Source organism: Pantoea sp. Acro-807, assembly GCF_011752675.1.
In the GTDB taxonomy this organism is placed as follows: Bacteria; Pseudomonadota; Gammaproteobacteria; order Enterobacterales; family Enterobacteriaceae; genus Pantoea; species Pantoea eucrina.
Genome location: NZ_VWXE01000003.1, coordinates 1 through 13,643, shown reverse-complemented (window position 1 = coordinate 13,643; position 13,643 = coordinate 1). Strand labels below are relative to the sequence as shown.

15 protein-coding genes, 1 tRNA gene and 2 rRNA genes are annotated in these 13,643 nt (G+C 54.8%); 14 read left to right on the top strand and 4 right to left on the bottom strand.

The features are described from left to right. Positions 1-14 precede the first annotated feature (14 nt). The 10 genes from msrP to fis all read left to right on the top strand — a co-directional run bounded on the left by msrP (position 15) and on the right by fis (position 8,454). Positions 15-1,019, top strand: coding sequence for a protein-methionine-sulfoxide reductase catalytic subunit MsrP (gene msrP / locus F3J39_RS08865; protein WP_071669248.1), 1,005 nt, complete (start codon positions 15-17; stop codon positions 1,017-1,019). Then, a complete protein-coding gene (msrQ, locus tag F3J39_RS08860; protein WP_108569965.1) occupies positions 1,020-1,622 on the top strand; it encodes a protein-methionine-sulfoxide reductase heme-binding subunit MsrQ in 603 nt (200 codons plus the stop codon). It begins immediately after the preceding gene. A gap of 232 nt (positions 1,623-1,854) precedes the next feature. Next, the gene (gene aroQ / locus F3J39_RS08855) at positions 1,855-2,307 is read left to right on the top strand and encodes a type II 3-dehydroquinate dehydratase (protein ID WP_166714166.1); all 453 of its coding nucleotides are present in this window, start codon (positions 1,855-1,857) and stop codon (positions 2,305-2,307) included. Positions 2,308-2,328: 21 nt separating this feature from the next. Beyond that, positions 2,329-2,793 carry an acetyl-CoA carboxylase biotin carboxyl carrier protein gene (gene accB, locus F3J39_RS08850; protein ID WP_039380716.1) on the top strand — a complete coding sequence of 155 codons (465 nt, stop codon included), beginning with the start codon at positions 2,329-2,331 and terminating at the stop codon, positions 2,791-2,793. A gap of 11 nt (positions 2,794-2,804) precedes the next feature. Then, entirely contained in the window at positions 2,805-4,154 is a 1,350-nt protein-coding gene (gene accC / locus F3J39_RS08845; protein ID WP_071669161.1) for an acetyl-CoA carboxylase biotin carboxylase subunit, read from the top strand. Between the two features lie 71 nt (positions 4,155-4,225). Further along, positions 4,226-4,468: a YhdT family protein gene (locus tag F3J39_RS08840; RefSeq protein ID WP_071669160.1), complete on the top strand. Its 243-nt coding sequence runs from the start codon at positions 4,226-4,228 to the stop codon at positions 4,466-4,468. Beyond that, positions 4,458-5,903, top strand: a complete 1,446-nt coding sequence (gene panF / locus F3J39_RS08835; RefSeq protein ID WP_104085371.1) for a sodium/pantothenate symporter — start codon at positions 4,458-4,460, stop codon at positions 5,901-5,903. Before F3J39_RS08840 ends, panF begins: the two co-directional genes overlap by 11 nt. An 11-nt stretch (positions 5,904-5,914) precedes the next feature. Beyond that, the gene (gene prmA / locus F3J39_RS08830; protein WP_039380731.1) at positions 5,915-6,796 is read left to right on the top strand and encodes a 50S ribosomal protein L11 methyltransferase; all 882 of its coding nucleotides are present in this window, start codon (positions 5,915-5,917) and stop codon (positions 6,794-6,796) included. Positions 6,797-7,167: 371 nt separating this feature from the next. Continuing rightward, positions 7,168-8,133 (top strand): tRNA dihydrouridine synthase DusB, encoded by a 966-nt coding sequence (gene dusB, locus F3J39_RS08825; RefSeq protein WP_039380734.1) that lies wholly within the window; start codon positions 7,168-7,170, stop codon positions 8,131-8,133. Positions 8,134-8,157: 24 nt separating this feature from the next. Next, positions 8,158-8,454, top strand: a complete 297-nt coding sequence (gene fis, locus F3J39_RS08820; protein ID WP_003855228.1) for a DNA-binding transcriptional regulator Fis — start codon at positions 8,158-8,160, stop codon at positions 8,452-8,454. On the opposite strand, the gene F3J39_RS18925 is transcribed toward fis, so the two are convergent. Beyond that, positions 8,451-8,582 carry a hypothetical protein gene (locus F3J39_RS18925; protein ID WP_255402078.1) on the bottom strand — a complete coding sequence of 44 codons (132 nt, stop codon included), beginning with the start codon at positions 8,580-8,582 and terminating at the stop codon, positions 8,451-8,453. The two genes, fis and F3J39_RS18925, sit on opposite strands and share 4 nt — an antisense overlap. A gap of 377 nt (positions 8,583-8,959) precedes the next feature. Here F3J39_RS18925 and F3J39_RS08815 point away from each other — a divergent pair, with 377 nt between their 5' ends. The 4 genes from F3J39_RS08815 (at position 8,960) to F3J39_RS08800 (ending at position 13,117) form a co-directional block, all read left to right on the top strand. After that, positions 8,960-9,985, top strand: a complete 1,026-nt coding sequence (locus F3J39_RS08815) for an amino acid ABC transporter substrate-binding protein (protein WP_071669157.1) — start codon at positions 8,960-8,962, stop codon at positions 9,983-9,985. 68 nt (positions 9,986-10,053) lie between these two features. Further along, complete coding sequence (locus F3J39_RS08810) at positions 10,054-11,232, top strand: amino acid ABC transporter permease (RefSeq protein ID WP_071669156.1); 1,179 nt, start codon at positions 10,054-10,056, stop codon at positions 11,230-11,232. A 14-nt stretch (positions 11,233-11,246) separates the two neighbouring features. After that, a complete protein-coding gene (locus F3J39_RS08805; RefSeq protein WP_071669155.1) occupies positions 11,247-12,347 on the top strand; it encodes an amino acid ABC transporter permease in 1,101 nt (366 codons plus the stop codon). Between the two features lie 8 nt (positions 12,348-12,355). Beyond that, positions 12,356-13,117: an amino acid ABC transporter ATP-binding protein gene (locus F3J39_RS08800; protein WP_071669154.1), complete on the top strand. Its 762-nt coding sequence runs from the start codon at positions 12,356-12,358 to the stop codon at positions 13,115-13,117. A 122-nt stretch (positions 13,118-13,239) separates the two neighbouring features. On the opposite strand, the gene rrf (F3J39_RS08795) is transcribed toward F3J39_RS08800, so the two are convergent. The 3 genes from rrf (F3J39_RS08795) to rrf (F3J39_RS08785) form a co-directional block, all read right to left on the bottom strand. Then, positions 13,240-13,355, bottom strand: a 5S ribosomal RNA gene (rrf, locus tag F3J39_RS08795). 38 nt (positions 13,356-13,393) lie between these two features. Further along, positions 13,394-13,469, bottom strand: a tRNA-Thr gene (locus F3J39_RS08790). A gap of 15 nt (positions 13,470-13,484) precedes the next feature. After that, a 5S ribosomal RNA gene (gene rrf / locus F3J39_RS08785) occupies positions 13,485-13,600 on the bottom strand. Between the last annotated feature and the right edge of the window lie 43 nt (positions 13,601-13,643).

Genomic DNA, 13,643 nt, shown 5'->3' with positions numbered 1-13,643 from the left:
TGCCGGAGAACACCATGAAGTTCAAGCACACTCTCACTGAAGCTGATGTTACCCCGGAAAACATCTTTGCGCTGCGCCGGCGTCAGGTGCTGAAGGCGCTGGGGATTGGCGCTGCCGCTGCGACGCTGCCGGGTAGCGCGCGGGCGGACATTCTGAGCTGGTTTAAAGGAAATGATCGACCGCCGGCACCCGCAGGACGCGATTTGACGTTCACTAAACCCGCACAGTGGCAGGCGGATTTGCCCCTGACGCCTTACGATAAGGTTGCGGGCTACAACAACTTTTATGAGTTTGGCCTGGATAAGGCCGATCCCGCAGCTAACGCCGGCTCACTAAAGACTGAACCCTGGCAGCTGCGTATTGATGGCGAAGTGGCTAAGCCCATGACGCTGGATATGGATGACATTTTTAAACGCTTTGCCATGGAGCAGCGTATCTACCGTATGCGCTGCGTTGAAGCCTGGTCAATGGTCGTGCCCTGGGTGGGCTTTGAACTCAGTAAGCTGCTGAAGCTGGCTGAACCCACCAGCCGCGCACGCTATGTGGCGTTTCAGACGCTCTACGATCCTGAACAGATGCCAGGTCAGAAAGATCGCTTTATTGGCGGCGGGCTCGACTATCCCTATGTTGAAGGATTGCGGCTGGATGAAGCGATGCATCCGCTGACGCTGCTCAGCACCGGTGTCTACGGCAAAGCGCTGCCGCCGCAGAATGGTGCCCCGATACGCCTGACGGTGCCGTGGAAATATGGATTCAAAGGCATTAAATCCATTGTGAAAATCACGCTGACCGCTGAACAGCCGCCGACCACCTGGAGCCAGATTGCCGCCAGCGAATATGGGTTTTACGCCAATGTGAATCCGCACGTTGACCACCCGCGCTGGTCACAGGCGACAGAGCGTTTTATCGGCGCGGGCGGCCTGCTCAACGTAGAGCGGCAGCCTACGCTGCTGTTTAACGGTTATGCACGTGAGGTTGCGTCACTCTATCGCGGGCTCGATCTGCGGGAGAATTTTTAAATGCGACTGACCCTGCGACAGGTTACCTGGCTCAAAGTGGTGCTGCACCTGGCCGCCCTGCTGCCGCTGATCTATCTGGTGCTTTCGGCTGCTCAGGGCTGGCTGAGCGCCGATCCGGCCAAAGATATTCAGCACTTTACCGGCAGAATGGCGCTGAAGCTGTTGCTGGCAACGCTGCTGGTCACTCCGCTGACGCGCTATCTCAAACAGCCACTGCTGATCCGCACCCGCCGGATGCTGGGTCTCTGGTGCTTTGCCTGGGCCACGCTACATCTGATCAGCTACTGGCTGCTGGAGCTGGGCTATACGCATCTGCGCCTGCTCGGCAGTGAAATTTTCGCCCGCCCCTATCTGCTGCTGGGTATGATCAGCTGGGTGGTGCTATTTGCGCTGGCGATAACCTCATTTCAGCGCGCGCAGCGCAAGCTGGGCAGACGCTGGCAAACGCTGCATAACGCTATCTATCTGGTAGCGATCCTCGTTCCCATTCACTATCTCTGGTCAGTCAAAGTCCTGTCACCACAGCCGTGGCTCTATGCGCTGGCAGCCGCGCTGCTGCTGGCGTGGCGCTACAAAAAGTTACGCAAAAGCTTCAGCCGCTGATTTTCCTGAGGTTGTTTTCTCCCCCCGCTTTCTGTTAAAACGTGTGGCCTTCGGGCCGCACCGGATCAACTTCGCAGATAAGACCAGTATTTTGCTGCGAATTGTCCCGAAACGGATATAATGCCCGGCTTTATTGCAAGCAAACCCTTCTTTTTCACTCTCAAGGGTGACAAATGAAGGATGTCGCGGTATTTTACGCGATGCCCTAATGATTGCAGGAGATAGCCGCAAGATGGCGCATAAATTTCACATACTGTTGTTGAACGGTCCCAACCTGAATTTGCTGGGAACGCGCGAGCCTGACAAGTATGGTCACGCCACGCTGGCTGATATCGTCAGCGATCTGGCGCAGCAGGCTGACCAGCACCATGTGAAATTGAGTCATTTGCAATCGAACGCAGAATATCAGCTGATCGATCGTATTCACGCCGCGCGCAGCAATGTGGATTACATCATCATCAATCCGGCTGCGTTCACGCACACCAGCGTTGCGCTGCGTGATGCTTTGCTGGCGGTAAGCATACCTTTTATCGAGGTGCATCTCTCCAACGTGCATGCACGCGAGCCGTTCCGGCACCACTCCTATCTTTCCGATGTATCTGCCGGCGTCATTTGTGGACTTGGCGCGGATGGGTACGCGTGGGCTTTACAAACGGCGATAAAACGCCTGTCACATTCCAATTAAACAGAGTACGGAACCACACTCATGGATATTCGTAAAATTAAGAAACTGATCGAACTGGTTGAAGAGTCCGGCATTGCTGAGCTGGAAATCTCTGAAGGCGAAGAGTCAGTTCGCATCAGCCGTTCACCTGCCAATGTCGGTTATCCTATGATGCAGCAGGCTTATGCTGCACCTGCTCCGCAGCCTGCACTGGCCGCTGCCGTTGCGCCGGTTGCTGCCGCTCCGGTTGAAGCCGCTAAGCCTGAAGTCAGCGGTCACATTGTCCGTTCACCGATGGTCGGCACCTTCTACCGTACCCCAAGCCCGGACGCAAAAGCGTTTGTGGAAGTGGGTCAGAAAGTGAACGCTGGCGATACCCTGTGCATCGTTGAAGCGATGAAAATGATGAACCAGATCGAAGCCGATAAATCCGGCGTTGTGAAGGCGATCCTGGTAGAAAGCGGCCAGCCGGTTGAATTTGACGAGCCGCTGGTCGTCATCGAATAACGAGGCGAAGCATGCTGGATAAAATTGTCATTGCTAACCGTGGTGAAATCGCGCTGCGCATTCTGCGTGCCTGCAAAGAGCTGGGCATCAAAACCGTAGCGGTCCACTCCACGGCAGATCGCGACCTCAAGCACGTGCTGCTGGCAGATGAAACTGTCTGCATCGGCCCGGCGCAGTCGGTCAAAAGTTACCTGAATATTCCGGCCCTGATCTCTGCCGCTGAAATTACCGGCGCAGTTGCGATCCATCCGGGATACGGCTTTCTGTCTGAGAACGCTGATTTTGCTGAGCAGGTTGAACGTTCAGGCTTTATCTTTGTGGGTCCGAAAGCGGATACGATCCGCCTGATGGGCGACAAAGTTTCTGCTATTACCGCGATGAAAAAAGCGGGCGTACCGACCGTTCCGGGTTCAGATGGCTCACTGACTGATGATATGGATAAAAACCGCGCTATCGCGAAGCGTATCGGTTATCCGGTTATCATCAAAGCCTCTGGCGGCGGCGGCGGACGCGGTATGCGCGTTGTACGCCATGAAAAAGATCTTGAGCAATCCATCGGCATGACGAAAGCGGAAGCCAAAGCGGCTTTCAATAACGACATGGTCTACATGGAAAAATTCCTCGAGAACCCGCGCCATATCGAAATTCAGGTGCTGGCCGATGGCCAGGGCAACGCCATCTATCTGGCGGAGCGCGACTGCTCCATGCAGCGTCGCCACCAGAAAGTGGTGGAAGAAGCACCTGCGCCAGGCATCACGCCGGAACTGCGTCGCTTCATCGGCGAGCGCTGCTCTAACGCCTGCGTGGAAATTGGCTATCGTGGAGCCGGTACTTTTGAGTTCCTGTATGAAAACGGCGAGTTCTACTTTATTGAGATGAACACCCGTATTCAGGTTGAACATCCGGTTACCGAAATGATCACCGGCGTTGACCTTATCAAAGAGCAGCTGCGTATTGCTGCCGGTCAGCCGCTGTCGATCAAACAGGAAGATGTGGTCGTGCGTGGTCATGCGGTGGAATGCCGTATCAACGCCGAAGATCCTAATACCTTCCTGCCAAGCCCGGGTAAAATTACGCGTTTCCACGCGCCGGGTGGCTTTGGTGTACGCTGGGAATCGCACATTTACGCTGGCTACACCGTGCCGCCGTACTACGATTCCATGATTGGCAAACTCATTACTTACGGCGAAACCCGTGAAGTGGCGATCGCCCGCATGAAAAATGCTCTGGCTGAGCTGATCATCGACGGCATCAAAACCAACGTCGAGCTGCAGATGAAAATCATGTCCGACGAAAACTTCCAGCAGGGTGGCACCAACATCCACTATCTGGAGAAAAAACTCGGCCTGCACGAAAAGTAATCGCAGCGCAGAGCACGACAGAGGCCGGTTAATCCGGCCTTTTTTATTGTTATCGCCTGTGAGGTTATCTGATGGATGGGCGTTTTCTACAAGCGAACAAAGAGGCGCGCTGGTCGCTGGGCCTCGCTCTCGCATATCTGCTGGTGTGGGCCCTGTCTGCCTGGCTCGGCGGGACGCAAAGCGGAATATCTGGCCTGCCCCGCTGGTTCGAACTCTCCTGCATATTTGCACCGCTACTGTTTACCGGACTCTGTGCGCTGATGGTCCGCGTCATTTTCCGTGATATGTCACTGGAGGACCGTGATGGAGAGTGAGATCCTTCTGCCGCTGCTGGCTTACCTGGTTCTGATCGCCGTGCTATCGGTAATCGCCATGCGCAAACAGCGCCAGGGCAGTTTTCTGACCGAATATTTTCTCGGCAGCCGCTCCATGGGCGGGTTTGTGCTGGCCATGACGCTGACCACAACCTATATCAGCGCCAGCTCATTTATAGGGGGGCCCGGTGCCGCCTATAAATATGGTCTGGGCTGGGTACTGCTGGCGATGATTCAGGTGCCTGCCGTCTGGCTATCACTGGGCGTGCTCGGCAAGAAATTTGCCATTCTGGCCCGGCGCTATAACGCAGTAACGCTCAACGATATGCTTTATGGTCGCTATCGCAGCCCGCTGCTGATCTGGCTGGCCAGTATCAGCCTGCTGGTGGCATTTATCGGTGCCATGACCGTGCAGTTTATCGGCGGCGCTCGCCTGCTGGAAACGGCGGCGGGCATTCCTTACGATACGGGCCTGCTGATTTTTGGCGGAACTATCGCCCTTTATACGGCTTTCGGGGGCTTTCGCGCCAGCGTGCTGAACGATGCGATGCAGGGGCTGGTAATGCTGGCTGGCACGTTTCTGCTGCTGTTTGCTGTTATTCATCATGCCGGCGGGCTGAGTCACGCGGTCAGCACGCTGCGCGCTATCGATCCGCAACTGGTGTCGCCGGAAGGGGCAGGCAATGTGATTACACCTGCCTTCCTCAGCTCATTCGCCGTACTGGTCTGCTTTGGCGTTATCGGTTTGCCACATACCGCCGTACGCTGCATCTCTTACAAAGACAGCAAGGCGATGCATCGCGGGATCATTCTCGGCACCATCGTGGTGGTGATCCTGATGCTGGGGATGCATCTGGCTGGCGCGCTGGGACGTGTGGTATTGCCTGACCTGACCATACCTGACCAGGTGATCCCGACGCTGATGATTACCGTACTGCCGCCGATGGCAGCCGGCATTTTTCTTGCCGCGCCGATGGCGGCCATTATGTCGACCATTAACGCGCAGCTCCTGCAGGCATCCGCTACGCTGATCAAAGATCTCTATCTGCGTCTTGCGCCCCGGCAGAGTGAAAATGAAGCGCGGCTGCGCATGCTCTCCGGCACGATTACTTTTGTGCTGGGCATCCTGCTGCTGCTGGCGGCCTGGAATCCGCCGGATATGATCATCTGGCTTAATCTGCTGGCGTTTGGCGGGCTGGAAGCGGTCTTTCTGTGGCCGCTGGTGCTGGGTCTCTACTGGGAGCGCGCCAATGCTGCCGGAGCCATCAGCGGTATGATCGCCGGTGCCGTAAGCTATACGCTGCTCGCCAGCCTGAATATTGAGTGGTGGGGACTCCACCCTATTGTTCCCTCGCTAACCCTGAGCCTGCTCGCTTTTCTGGCAGGTAACCTGTTTGGCAGCGCGTCTGCGACGCACGACGCTGCACTGAAATAAAGAGAAACGCTATGCCATGGATTCAAATCAAGATTAACAGCACCGGAGAACAGGCTGAGCCGCTGAGCGATGCTCTGATGGAAGTGGGTGCCGTCTCGGTGACGTTTCAGGACACGCACGACAATCCGGTGTATGAACCCCTCCCGGGTGAAACCCGACTGTGGGGTGATACTGATGTCATTGGCCTGTTTGACGCCGAAAGTGATATGGATGAGGTGGTAGCCGCACTGCGTCTGCAGCCGGTGCCGGGATCGACCTTTCACTACAAGATCGAGCAGATCGAAGATAAAGACTGGGAGCGCGAGTGGATGGACAACTTCCATCCGATGCGCTTTGGTGAACGCCTGTGGATCTGTCCAAGCTGGCGGGATGTTCCCGATCCGGACGCGGTCAACGTCATGCTCGATCCCGGCCTGGCCTTCGGCACCGGAACTCACCCTACCACGTCACTCTGCCTGAGCTGGCTGGATGGTCTCGATCTGCAGGGCAAAACGGTGATCGACTTTGGCTGCGGCTCCGGCATTCTGGCGATCGCCGCGCTCAAGCTGGGTGCCGCACAGGCGATTGGGATCGATATCGATCCGCAGGCCATTCAGGCGAGCCGTGATAATGCTGAACGCAACGGCGTGGCAGATCGCCTGTCGCTCTACTTGCCACATCAGCAGCCTGAAAACCTGCAGGCTGACGTGGTGGTCGCCAACATTCTGGCGGGCCCGCTGCGCGAACTGGCACCGCTGATTGGCGTTCTGCCAAAAGCAGGCGGCTACCTTGGTCTTTCTGGCGTACTGGCCAGTCAGGCAGAAAGCGTTTGTGAAGCTTATGCTGAGCGCTTCGCACTTGATCCGGTCGCGGAGAAAGAAGAGTGGTGCCGTATTACCGGACGCCTGCGTTAGTTTTTACCCCAGGTCTGCAAGCGCAAGCCTGGGGTTTCTTCGGAACAGATAGCATGCGGTACCGGCACTGCCTTCGGACAGAATAATTTTGTATTAAATTTGCGCAAATAGCCGTTAATTCTGTGGTTAATTCGTTAAAATCGCGGCTTTTATATCGCGTTTTGCGGTCTGAATTCAGAAAAATGTTTGTTCACAATTTCGCCTTAAATATTTAACCTAATGATTTTAAAAGACTATTATAAGAGGCGGGTTGAAGGCAGCGCAGACGCTTTAATGTTAAGAGGCTGTTGTTCAAAGTTTGGCCTTTCATCTTCCGGAAAAAATGCGTAATATACGCCGCCTTGCGAACAGTTAGGGTCACTTCTTTTTTCATGCGCATTGGACACCACCAGCTACGTAATCGCCTCATTGCTGCGCCTATGGCCGGAGTAACCGACAAGCCATTTCGCACACTCTGTTACGAGAACGGCGCCGGTATGACTGTCTCCGAGATGCTGTCATCTAACCCGGAAGTCTGGGCCAGTGACAAATCCCGGCTGCGTATGGTGCATAGTGACGAGCCCGGCATTCGTGCCGTGCAAATTGCTGGCTGCGATCCCGATGAGATGGCTGCCGCCGCGCGAATTAACGTTGCGTCTGGCGCGCAGGTTATCGATATCAATATGGGTTGTCCGGCTAAAAAAGTGAATCGTAAGATGGCTGGCTCCGCGCTGCTGCAGCATCCGCAACTGGTAGAATCGATTCTCCGTGCGGTCGTTAATGCAGTAGACGTACCGGTTACGCTGAAGATTCGCACCGGCTGGGACAAAGAAAATCGTAATTGTACAGAGATTGCCCAATTGGCTGAACGTTGTGGCATTCAGGCTCTCACCATTCATGGACGCACCCGCGCCTGTTTGTTTGAGGGGCAGGCTGAATACGACAGCATTCGGACAGTTAAGCAGAGCGTTTCCATTCCGATTATCGCGAATGGGGACATAACTGACCCGCATAAAGCCAGGGCAGTGCTCGACTACACCGGGGCAGATGCTCTGATGGTAGGACGTGCTGCTCAGGGAAGACCGTGGATCTTCCGGGAAATCCAGCATTATCTGGACACAGGGGAGCTGCTTGCACCAAAGCCGCTGGCAGAGGTGAAGCAAATGCTGATTGGACATATACGGGAGCTGCACGACTTTTACGGTCAGCGCAAGGGATACCGTATTGCCCGAAAACACGTTTCCTGGTATTTGCAGGAAAGTGCCCCTGACGACCAGTTTCGGCGCACATTCAACGCCATTGAGGATGCCAGCGAACAGCTGGAGGCGTTGGAGGCATACTTCGAAAATCTTGCGTAAACGAAATAAAGAGCTGAAAGAACTATGTTCGAACAACGCGTAAATTCTGACGTACTGACCGTTTCTACCGTTAACTCACAGGATCAGGTGACCCAAAAGCCACTGCGTGATTCGGTTAAACAGGCACTGAAGAACTATTTTGCTCAACTGAATGGTCAGGATGTTAGTGATCTGTATGAGCTGGTACTGGCTGAAGTTGAGCAGCCTCTGTTGGACATGGTAATGCAGTATACCCGTGGCAACCAGACCCGTGCAGCCCTGATGATGGGTATCAACCGTGGTACTCTGCGTAAGAAGCTGAAAAAATACGGCATGAACTAATTGTTCGTTGCTGCGATAACGCCAGCCTCCGGGCTGGCGTTTTTGTTTCTGTCGCCGCTTCCGCTCATCACCTCAGGTGAAACAGTTACCGCCTGAATGGTAACTATCGTTGCAATCTCCTGCGTCATTTTTCCTGCTCCCTCTCCTGCGTAAATCTGCGGGCTGTTCACACGTGCCTGCCACTATCCCCGGTCACTGCTGCGTTTACCCATAGCGGCATTAACTGGTCCGGCTAATGAGCGGTAGCTCACACTGCGCTCCAATAGTGAAACTATTTGCACTATTTGTGATCGCGGCGACTCGTCATGCCGCCTTTTGGTGCGCGATAGTAACCGCACGTTACTTCCTGCCCTTTTCTGACGCTCTTTCCTGAAGAATTCAGCCCGCTGCAAACCTGGCATCAGCTTTGCAACAGGCTGGATGGCTAATTGCCACCGACAGACAGCAGTGCACTACAAAGTGCGCACCACAATAACAACAGACGAACCGCCACACAGGATGCTTTATGAAAAAGATGATGCTCTCCACCCTGATTGCCGCTGCCACGCTGCTGAGCGTGACTCAGCAGGCGCATGCAGGTACCACTCTGGACGCAATTAAAAAGAAAGGGTTTGTGCAGTGTGGGATCAGTGATGGACTGCCTGGTTTCTCGTACGCAGATGCCAGCGGCAAATTCACGGGTATTGATGTGGATGTCTGCCGTGCCGCCGCCGCTGCCGTGTTTGGCGATGCCGGCAAAGTTAAATATACCCCGCTGACGGCTAAAGAGCGCTTCACTGCGCTGCAGTCGGGCGAAGTGGATATCCTGTCGCGTAATACTACCTGGACCTCTTCACGCGATGGCGGAATGGGCTTTCTGTTTGCCGGCGTAAATTACTATGACGGCATTGGCTTCCTGACGCATAAGAAAGCGGGACTGAAAAGTGCCAAAGAGCTGGATGGCGCAACGGTCTGTATTCAGGCGGGTACCGATACCGAACTCAATGTCGCCGACTATTTCAAAGCGAATAAAATGCAGTACACCCCGGTCACCTTTGACCGCTCCGATGAGTCAGCCAAAGCACTTGATAGCGGCCGCTGCGATACACTCTCCTCCGATCAATCCCAGCTCTATGCGCTGCGTATCAAGCTGGGCAAGCCTGACGAATTTATTGTACTGCCGGAAGTGATCTCCAAAGAGCCGCTCGGGCCGCTGGTACGTCGCGGTGACGACGACTGGTTTACGATTGTTAAGTGGTCGCTGTTTGCCATGCTGAATGCCGAAGAGATGGGCATCAGCTCAAAGAACGTCGATCAGATGGCAGCAAAACCGACCACGCCTGACATGGCGCATCTGCTGGGTGCAGAAGGCGACTTTGGTAAAGACCTGAAACTTGATAACAAGTGGGCCTATAACATCATCAAGCAGGTGGGCAACTATCAGGAAATTTTTGACCGCAACGTCGGTAAAGATAGCGCGCTGAAAATCGCACGCGGACAGAATGCGCTCTGGAATCAGGGCGGTATTCAGTACGCACCGCCGGTGCGCTGATTTACTGCTGTGCCAGTCGGGCACCGCGTCCTGCGGTGCCCACGCGTATCTATCATTGAGGTTTCAACATGTCGCAACGCCCAACCGTGAAAAGGGATTTTTCATTCGGTAACCCTGCGGTTCGCGCCTGGCTTTACCAGTTTGTCGCGATTATTGCGGTAGTGGCCGTGGTGGGATATTTAATCCACAACACCATTATCAATCTGGCTAACCGCGGCATTACGTCAGGTTTTGGCTTTCTGGAGCGCAGTGCCGGTTTTGGTATTGTTCAGCATCTGATTGACTACACCGAGGGAGATACCTACGCCCGGGTCTTTATGGTCGGGCTGACCAATACCCTGCTGGTCTCTGCACTTTGCATCGTCTTTGCATCCCTGCTTGGCTTTGCGGTAGGCCTGGCGCGCCTGTCCGATAACTGGCTGCTGCGTAAGCTCTCTGCCATTTATATTGAGACGTTCCGTAATATTCCGCCGCTGCTGCAGATTTTCTTCTGGTACTTTGCCGTACTGCGTAATCTGCCGGGTCCGCGCCAGGCGCTAAACGCCTTTGACCTCGCCTTTGTCAGCAATCGTGGCTTGTATATTCCATGGCCCCAGTATGCACCTGGTACGCTGCCGTTTCTGGTTGCGCTGGCGTTAAGCATTATCGCCAGCCTGGCGCTGTTTCGCTTTAATCGTAAACATCAGCTGAAAACCGGTCAGCTGCGTCGTACCTGGCCCGCTGCAGCCGGGCTCATTGTGCTGCTGCCGCTGATTGCTCATACCCTGTTCGGCGCGGGCGTGCACTGGGATGTGCCTGAGCTACGCGGATTCAATTTCCGCGGTGGCTTTGTGATGATCCCGGAGCTGGCGGCGCTGACGGTGGCGCTCTCTATTTATACCTCTTCATTTATTGCTGAGGTGATCCGCGCCGGTATTCAGTCAGTACCACATGGCCAGAGTGAAGCAGCGCGCTCGCTGGGACTGCCGAATCCCGTGACGCTACGTCAGGTCATTATTCCTCAGGCGATGCGCGTCATTATTCCTCCGCTGACCAGTCAGTATTTAAACGTAGTCAAAAACTCGTCGCTGGCCGCCGCTATCGGCTACCCCGATATGGTGTCGCTTTTTGCCGGTACGGTGCTTAATCAGACCGGCCAGGCAATAGAAACCATTGCGATTACCATGGCGGTTTATCTCATCATCAGCCTGACCATTTCCCTGCTGATGAACCTCTATAACCGCAAAATTGCGCTGGTTGAGCGTTAAGAGAACGAAACACTATGTCCGTGACAACGCATGAAACGCCGCCGGTAAGCAGTAATCTGCTGCAGAAGAGCTGGAGCTGGGCGCGCAAAAATCTCTTTTCCGGCTGGCTGAATACCCTGCTTACGCTGGTCAGTCTGTGGCTCATCTGGAGTGTTATTCCACCGGCACTGAACTGGCTGATATTTCAGGCAAACTGGCTGGGTGAAACCCGTGCTGACTGCACTAAAGCGGGGGCCTGCTGGGTGTTTATCCATGCGCGCTTTGGTCAGTTTATGTATGGACTTTATCCGCACGAACTGCGCTGGCGAATCAACCTGGCTCTGGTTATCGGTTTACTGTCAGTCATTCCGCTCTTTATCCGCGCCATGCCGCGCCGTGGCCGCTATCTGGCCTGCTGGGCGGTGCTCTATCCGATCGCGGTGTGGCTGCTGCTTTATGGCGGCTATTTTGGTCTGGAGCGGGTGGAAACCCGTCAGTGGGGCGGCCTGACGCTGACGCTGATTATCGCATCCGTTGGTATCGCCGGCGCATTACCGCTGGGTATTCTGCTGGCACTGGGCCGGCGCTCAAACCTGCCGGTGGTGCGTACGCTATCCGTTATTTTTATTGAGTTCTGGCGTGGCGTACCGCTGATCACCGTGCTGTTTATGTCCTCTGTCATGCTGCCGCTGTTTATGGCGGAAGGCACGACTATCGACAAACTGGTTCGGGCGCTGGTTGGCGTGATTCTGTTTCAGTCCGCCTATGTGGCGGAAGTGGTGCGCGGCGGTCTGCAGGCACTGCCAAAAGGCCAGTATGAAGCGGCTGAATCGCTGGCACTGGGATACTGGCGGACGCAGGCGCTGGTGATCCTGCCGCAGGCACTTAAGCTCACGATCCCCGGACTGGTGAATACCATTATCGCACTCTTCAAAGATACCAGTCTGGTGATCATTATCGGCCTGTTTGATCTGTTCAGCAGCGTGCAGCAGGCCACGGTCGATCCTGCATGGCTGGGCATGTCCACAGAAGGCTATGTCTTTGCTGCACTGGTCTACTGGATTTTCTGTTTTAGCATGTCGCGCTATAGCCAGTATCTGGAGAAGCGTTTTCACACCGGGCGTAAAGCGCACTGAGGTTTACTATGACATCCACAATAACGACGGCGGCTAACGCTATGATGATTACGCTCGAAAACGTGAACAAGTGGTACGGACAGTTTCACGTGCTTAAGGATATTAATCTGCAGGTTAAACCGCGTGAGCGCATTGTACTCTGCGGCCCGTCAGGCTCAGGAAAATCGACCACTATTCGCTGTATCAACCATCTGGAAGAGCATCAGCAGGGACGTATCGTCGTGGACGGTATTCATCTTAATGATGACGTGCGTAACATCGAACGGGTACGCACCGAAGTCGGCATGGTGTTTCAGCACTTTAATCTGTTCCCGCATCTTACCGTTCTGCAGAACTGCACGCTGGCCCCTGTCTGGGTGAGAAAGATGCCGAAGAAGGAGGCGGAAGCGCTGGCGATGCACTACCTTGAGCGGGTGCGCATCGCCGAACATGCACATAAGTTTCCGGGACAGCTCTCTGGTGGTCAGCAGCAACGTGTGGCGATAGCCCGTTCGCTCTGTATGAAACCCAAAATTATGCTGTTTGACGAGCCGACTTCAGCCCTTGATCCTGAGATGGTAAAAGAGGTGCTGGATACCATGATTGGCCTGGCAGAAGATGGCATGACCATGCTGTGTGTGACGCATGAAATGGGATTTGCACGTACGGTGGCTGACCGGGTGATCTTTATGGATCGGGGAGAGATCGTAGAGATGGCGCCGCCAGAGGAGTTCTTCGCTAATCCACGCTCAGAGCGTACCCGCGCGTTTCTGTCGCAGGTTATTCACTGATCTCAGCGCCCTTAGCTCTGCCCCTGCCATGCAGCAGGGGCTTTTTTATGGCTGCGCGTTTTTATCCTGCCAGGCAAAAACAAAAAAGCCCTGAACTTTCGTTCAGGGCTTCTGTGTTTGGTGCCTGGCAGTTCCCTACTCTCGCATGGGGAGACCCCACACTACCATCGGCGCTACGGTGTTTCACTTCTGAGTTCGGCATGGGGTCAGGTGGGACCACCGCGCTAGTGCCGCCAGGCAAATTCTTTTACCCGAACTCATGCTTTTTTTTAAAACTGGTGCTGATACCCAGAGTCGAACTGGGGACCTCACCCTTACCAAGGGTGCGCTCTACCAACTGAGCCATATCAGCACGCTTTAATTGGATGCCTGGCAGTTCCCTACTCTCGCATGGGGAGACCCCACACTACCATCGGCGCTACGGCGTTTCACTTCTGAGTTCGGCATGGGGTCAGGTGGGACCGCCGCGCTGTGGCCGCCAGGCAAATTCTGTTAATCCGGCAAAACAAGCTGAAAATCGGGTCTC

What these genes read in the sequence shown, in the direction of transcription:
- msrP (WP_071669248.1), top strand. Translation starts at nt 15, where the DNA reads ATGAAGTTCAAGCACACTCTCACTGAAGCTGATGTTACCCCGGAAAAC.
- msrQ (WP_108569965.1), top strand. Translation starts at nt 1,020, where the DNA reads ATGCGACTGACCCTGCGACAGGTTACCTGGCTCAAAGTGGTGCTGCAC.
- aroQ (WP_166714166.1), top strand. Translation starts at nt 1,855, where the DNA reads ATGGCGCATAAATTTCACATACTGTTGTTGAACGGTCCCAACCTGAAT.
- accB (WP_039380716.1), top strand. Translation starts at nt 2,329, where the DNA reads ATGGATATTCGTAAAATTAAGAAACTGATCGAACTGGTTGAAGAGTCC.
- accC (WP_071669161.1), top strand. Translation starts at nt 2,805, where the DNA reads ATGCTGGATAAAATTGTCATTGCTAACCGTGGTGAAATCGCGCTGCGC.
- F3J39_RS08840 (WP_071669160.1), top strand. Translation starts at nt 4,226, where the DNA reads ATGGATGGGCGTTTTCTACAAGCGAACAAAGAGGCGCGCTGGTCGCTG.
- panF (WP_104085371.1), top strand. Translation starts at nt 4,458, where the DNA reads ATGGAGAGTGAGATCCTTCTGCCGCTGCTGGCTTACCTGGTTCTGATC.
- prmA (WP_039380731.1), top strand. Translation starts at nt 5,915, where the DNA reads ATGCCATGGATTCAAATCAAGATTAACAGCACCGGAGAACAGGCTGAG.
- dusB (WP_039380734.1), top strand. Translation starts at nt 7,168, where the DNA reads ATGCGCATTGGACACCACCAGCTACGTAATCGCCTCATTGCTGCGCCT.
- fis (WP_003855228.1), top strand. Translation starts at nt 8,158, where the DNA reads ATGTTCGAACAACGCGTAAATTCTGACGTACTGACCGTTTCTACCGTT.
- F3J39_RS18925 (WP_255402078.1), bottom strand. Translation starts at nt 8,582, where the DNA reads ATGACGCAGGAGATTGCAACGATAGTTACCATTCAGGCGGTAACTGTT.
- F3J39_RS08815 (WP_071669157.1), top strand. Translation starts at nt 8,960, where the DNA reads ATGAAAAAGATGATGCTCTCCACCCTGATTGCCGCTGCCACGCTGCTG.
- F3J39_RS08810 (WP_071669156.1), top strand. Translation starts at nt 10,054, where the DNA reads ATGTCGCAACGCCCAACCGTGAAAAGGGATTTTTCATTCGGTAACCCT.
- F3J39_RS08805 (WP_071669155.1), top strand. Translation starts at nt 11,247, where the DNA reads ATGTCCGTGACAACGCATGAAACGCCGCCGGTAAGCAGTAATCTGCTG.
- F3J39_RS08800 (WP_071669154.1), top strand. Translation starts at nt 12,356, where the DNA reads ATGACATCCACAATAACGACGGCGGCTAACGCTATGATGATTACGCTC.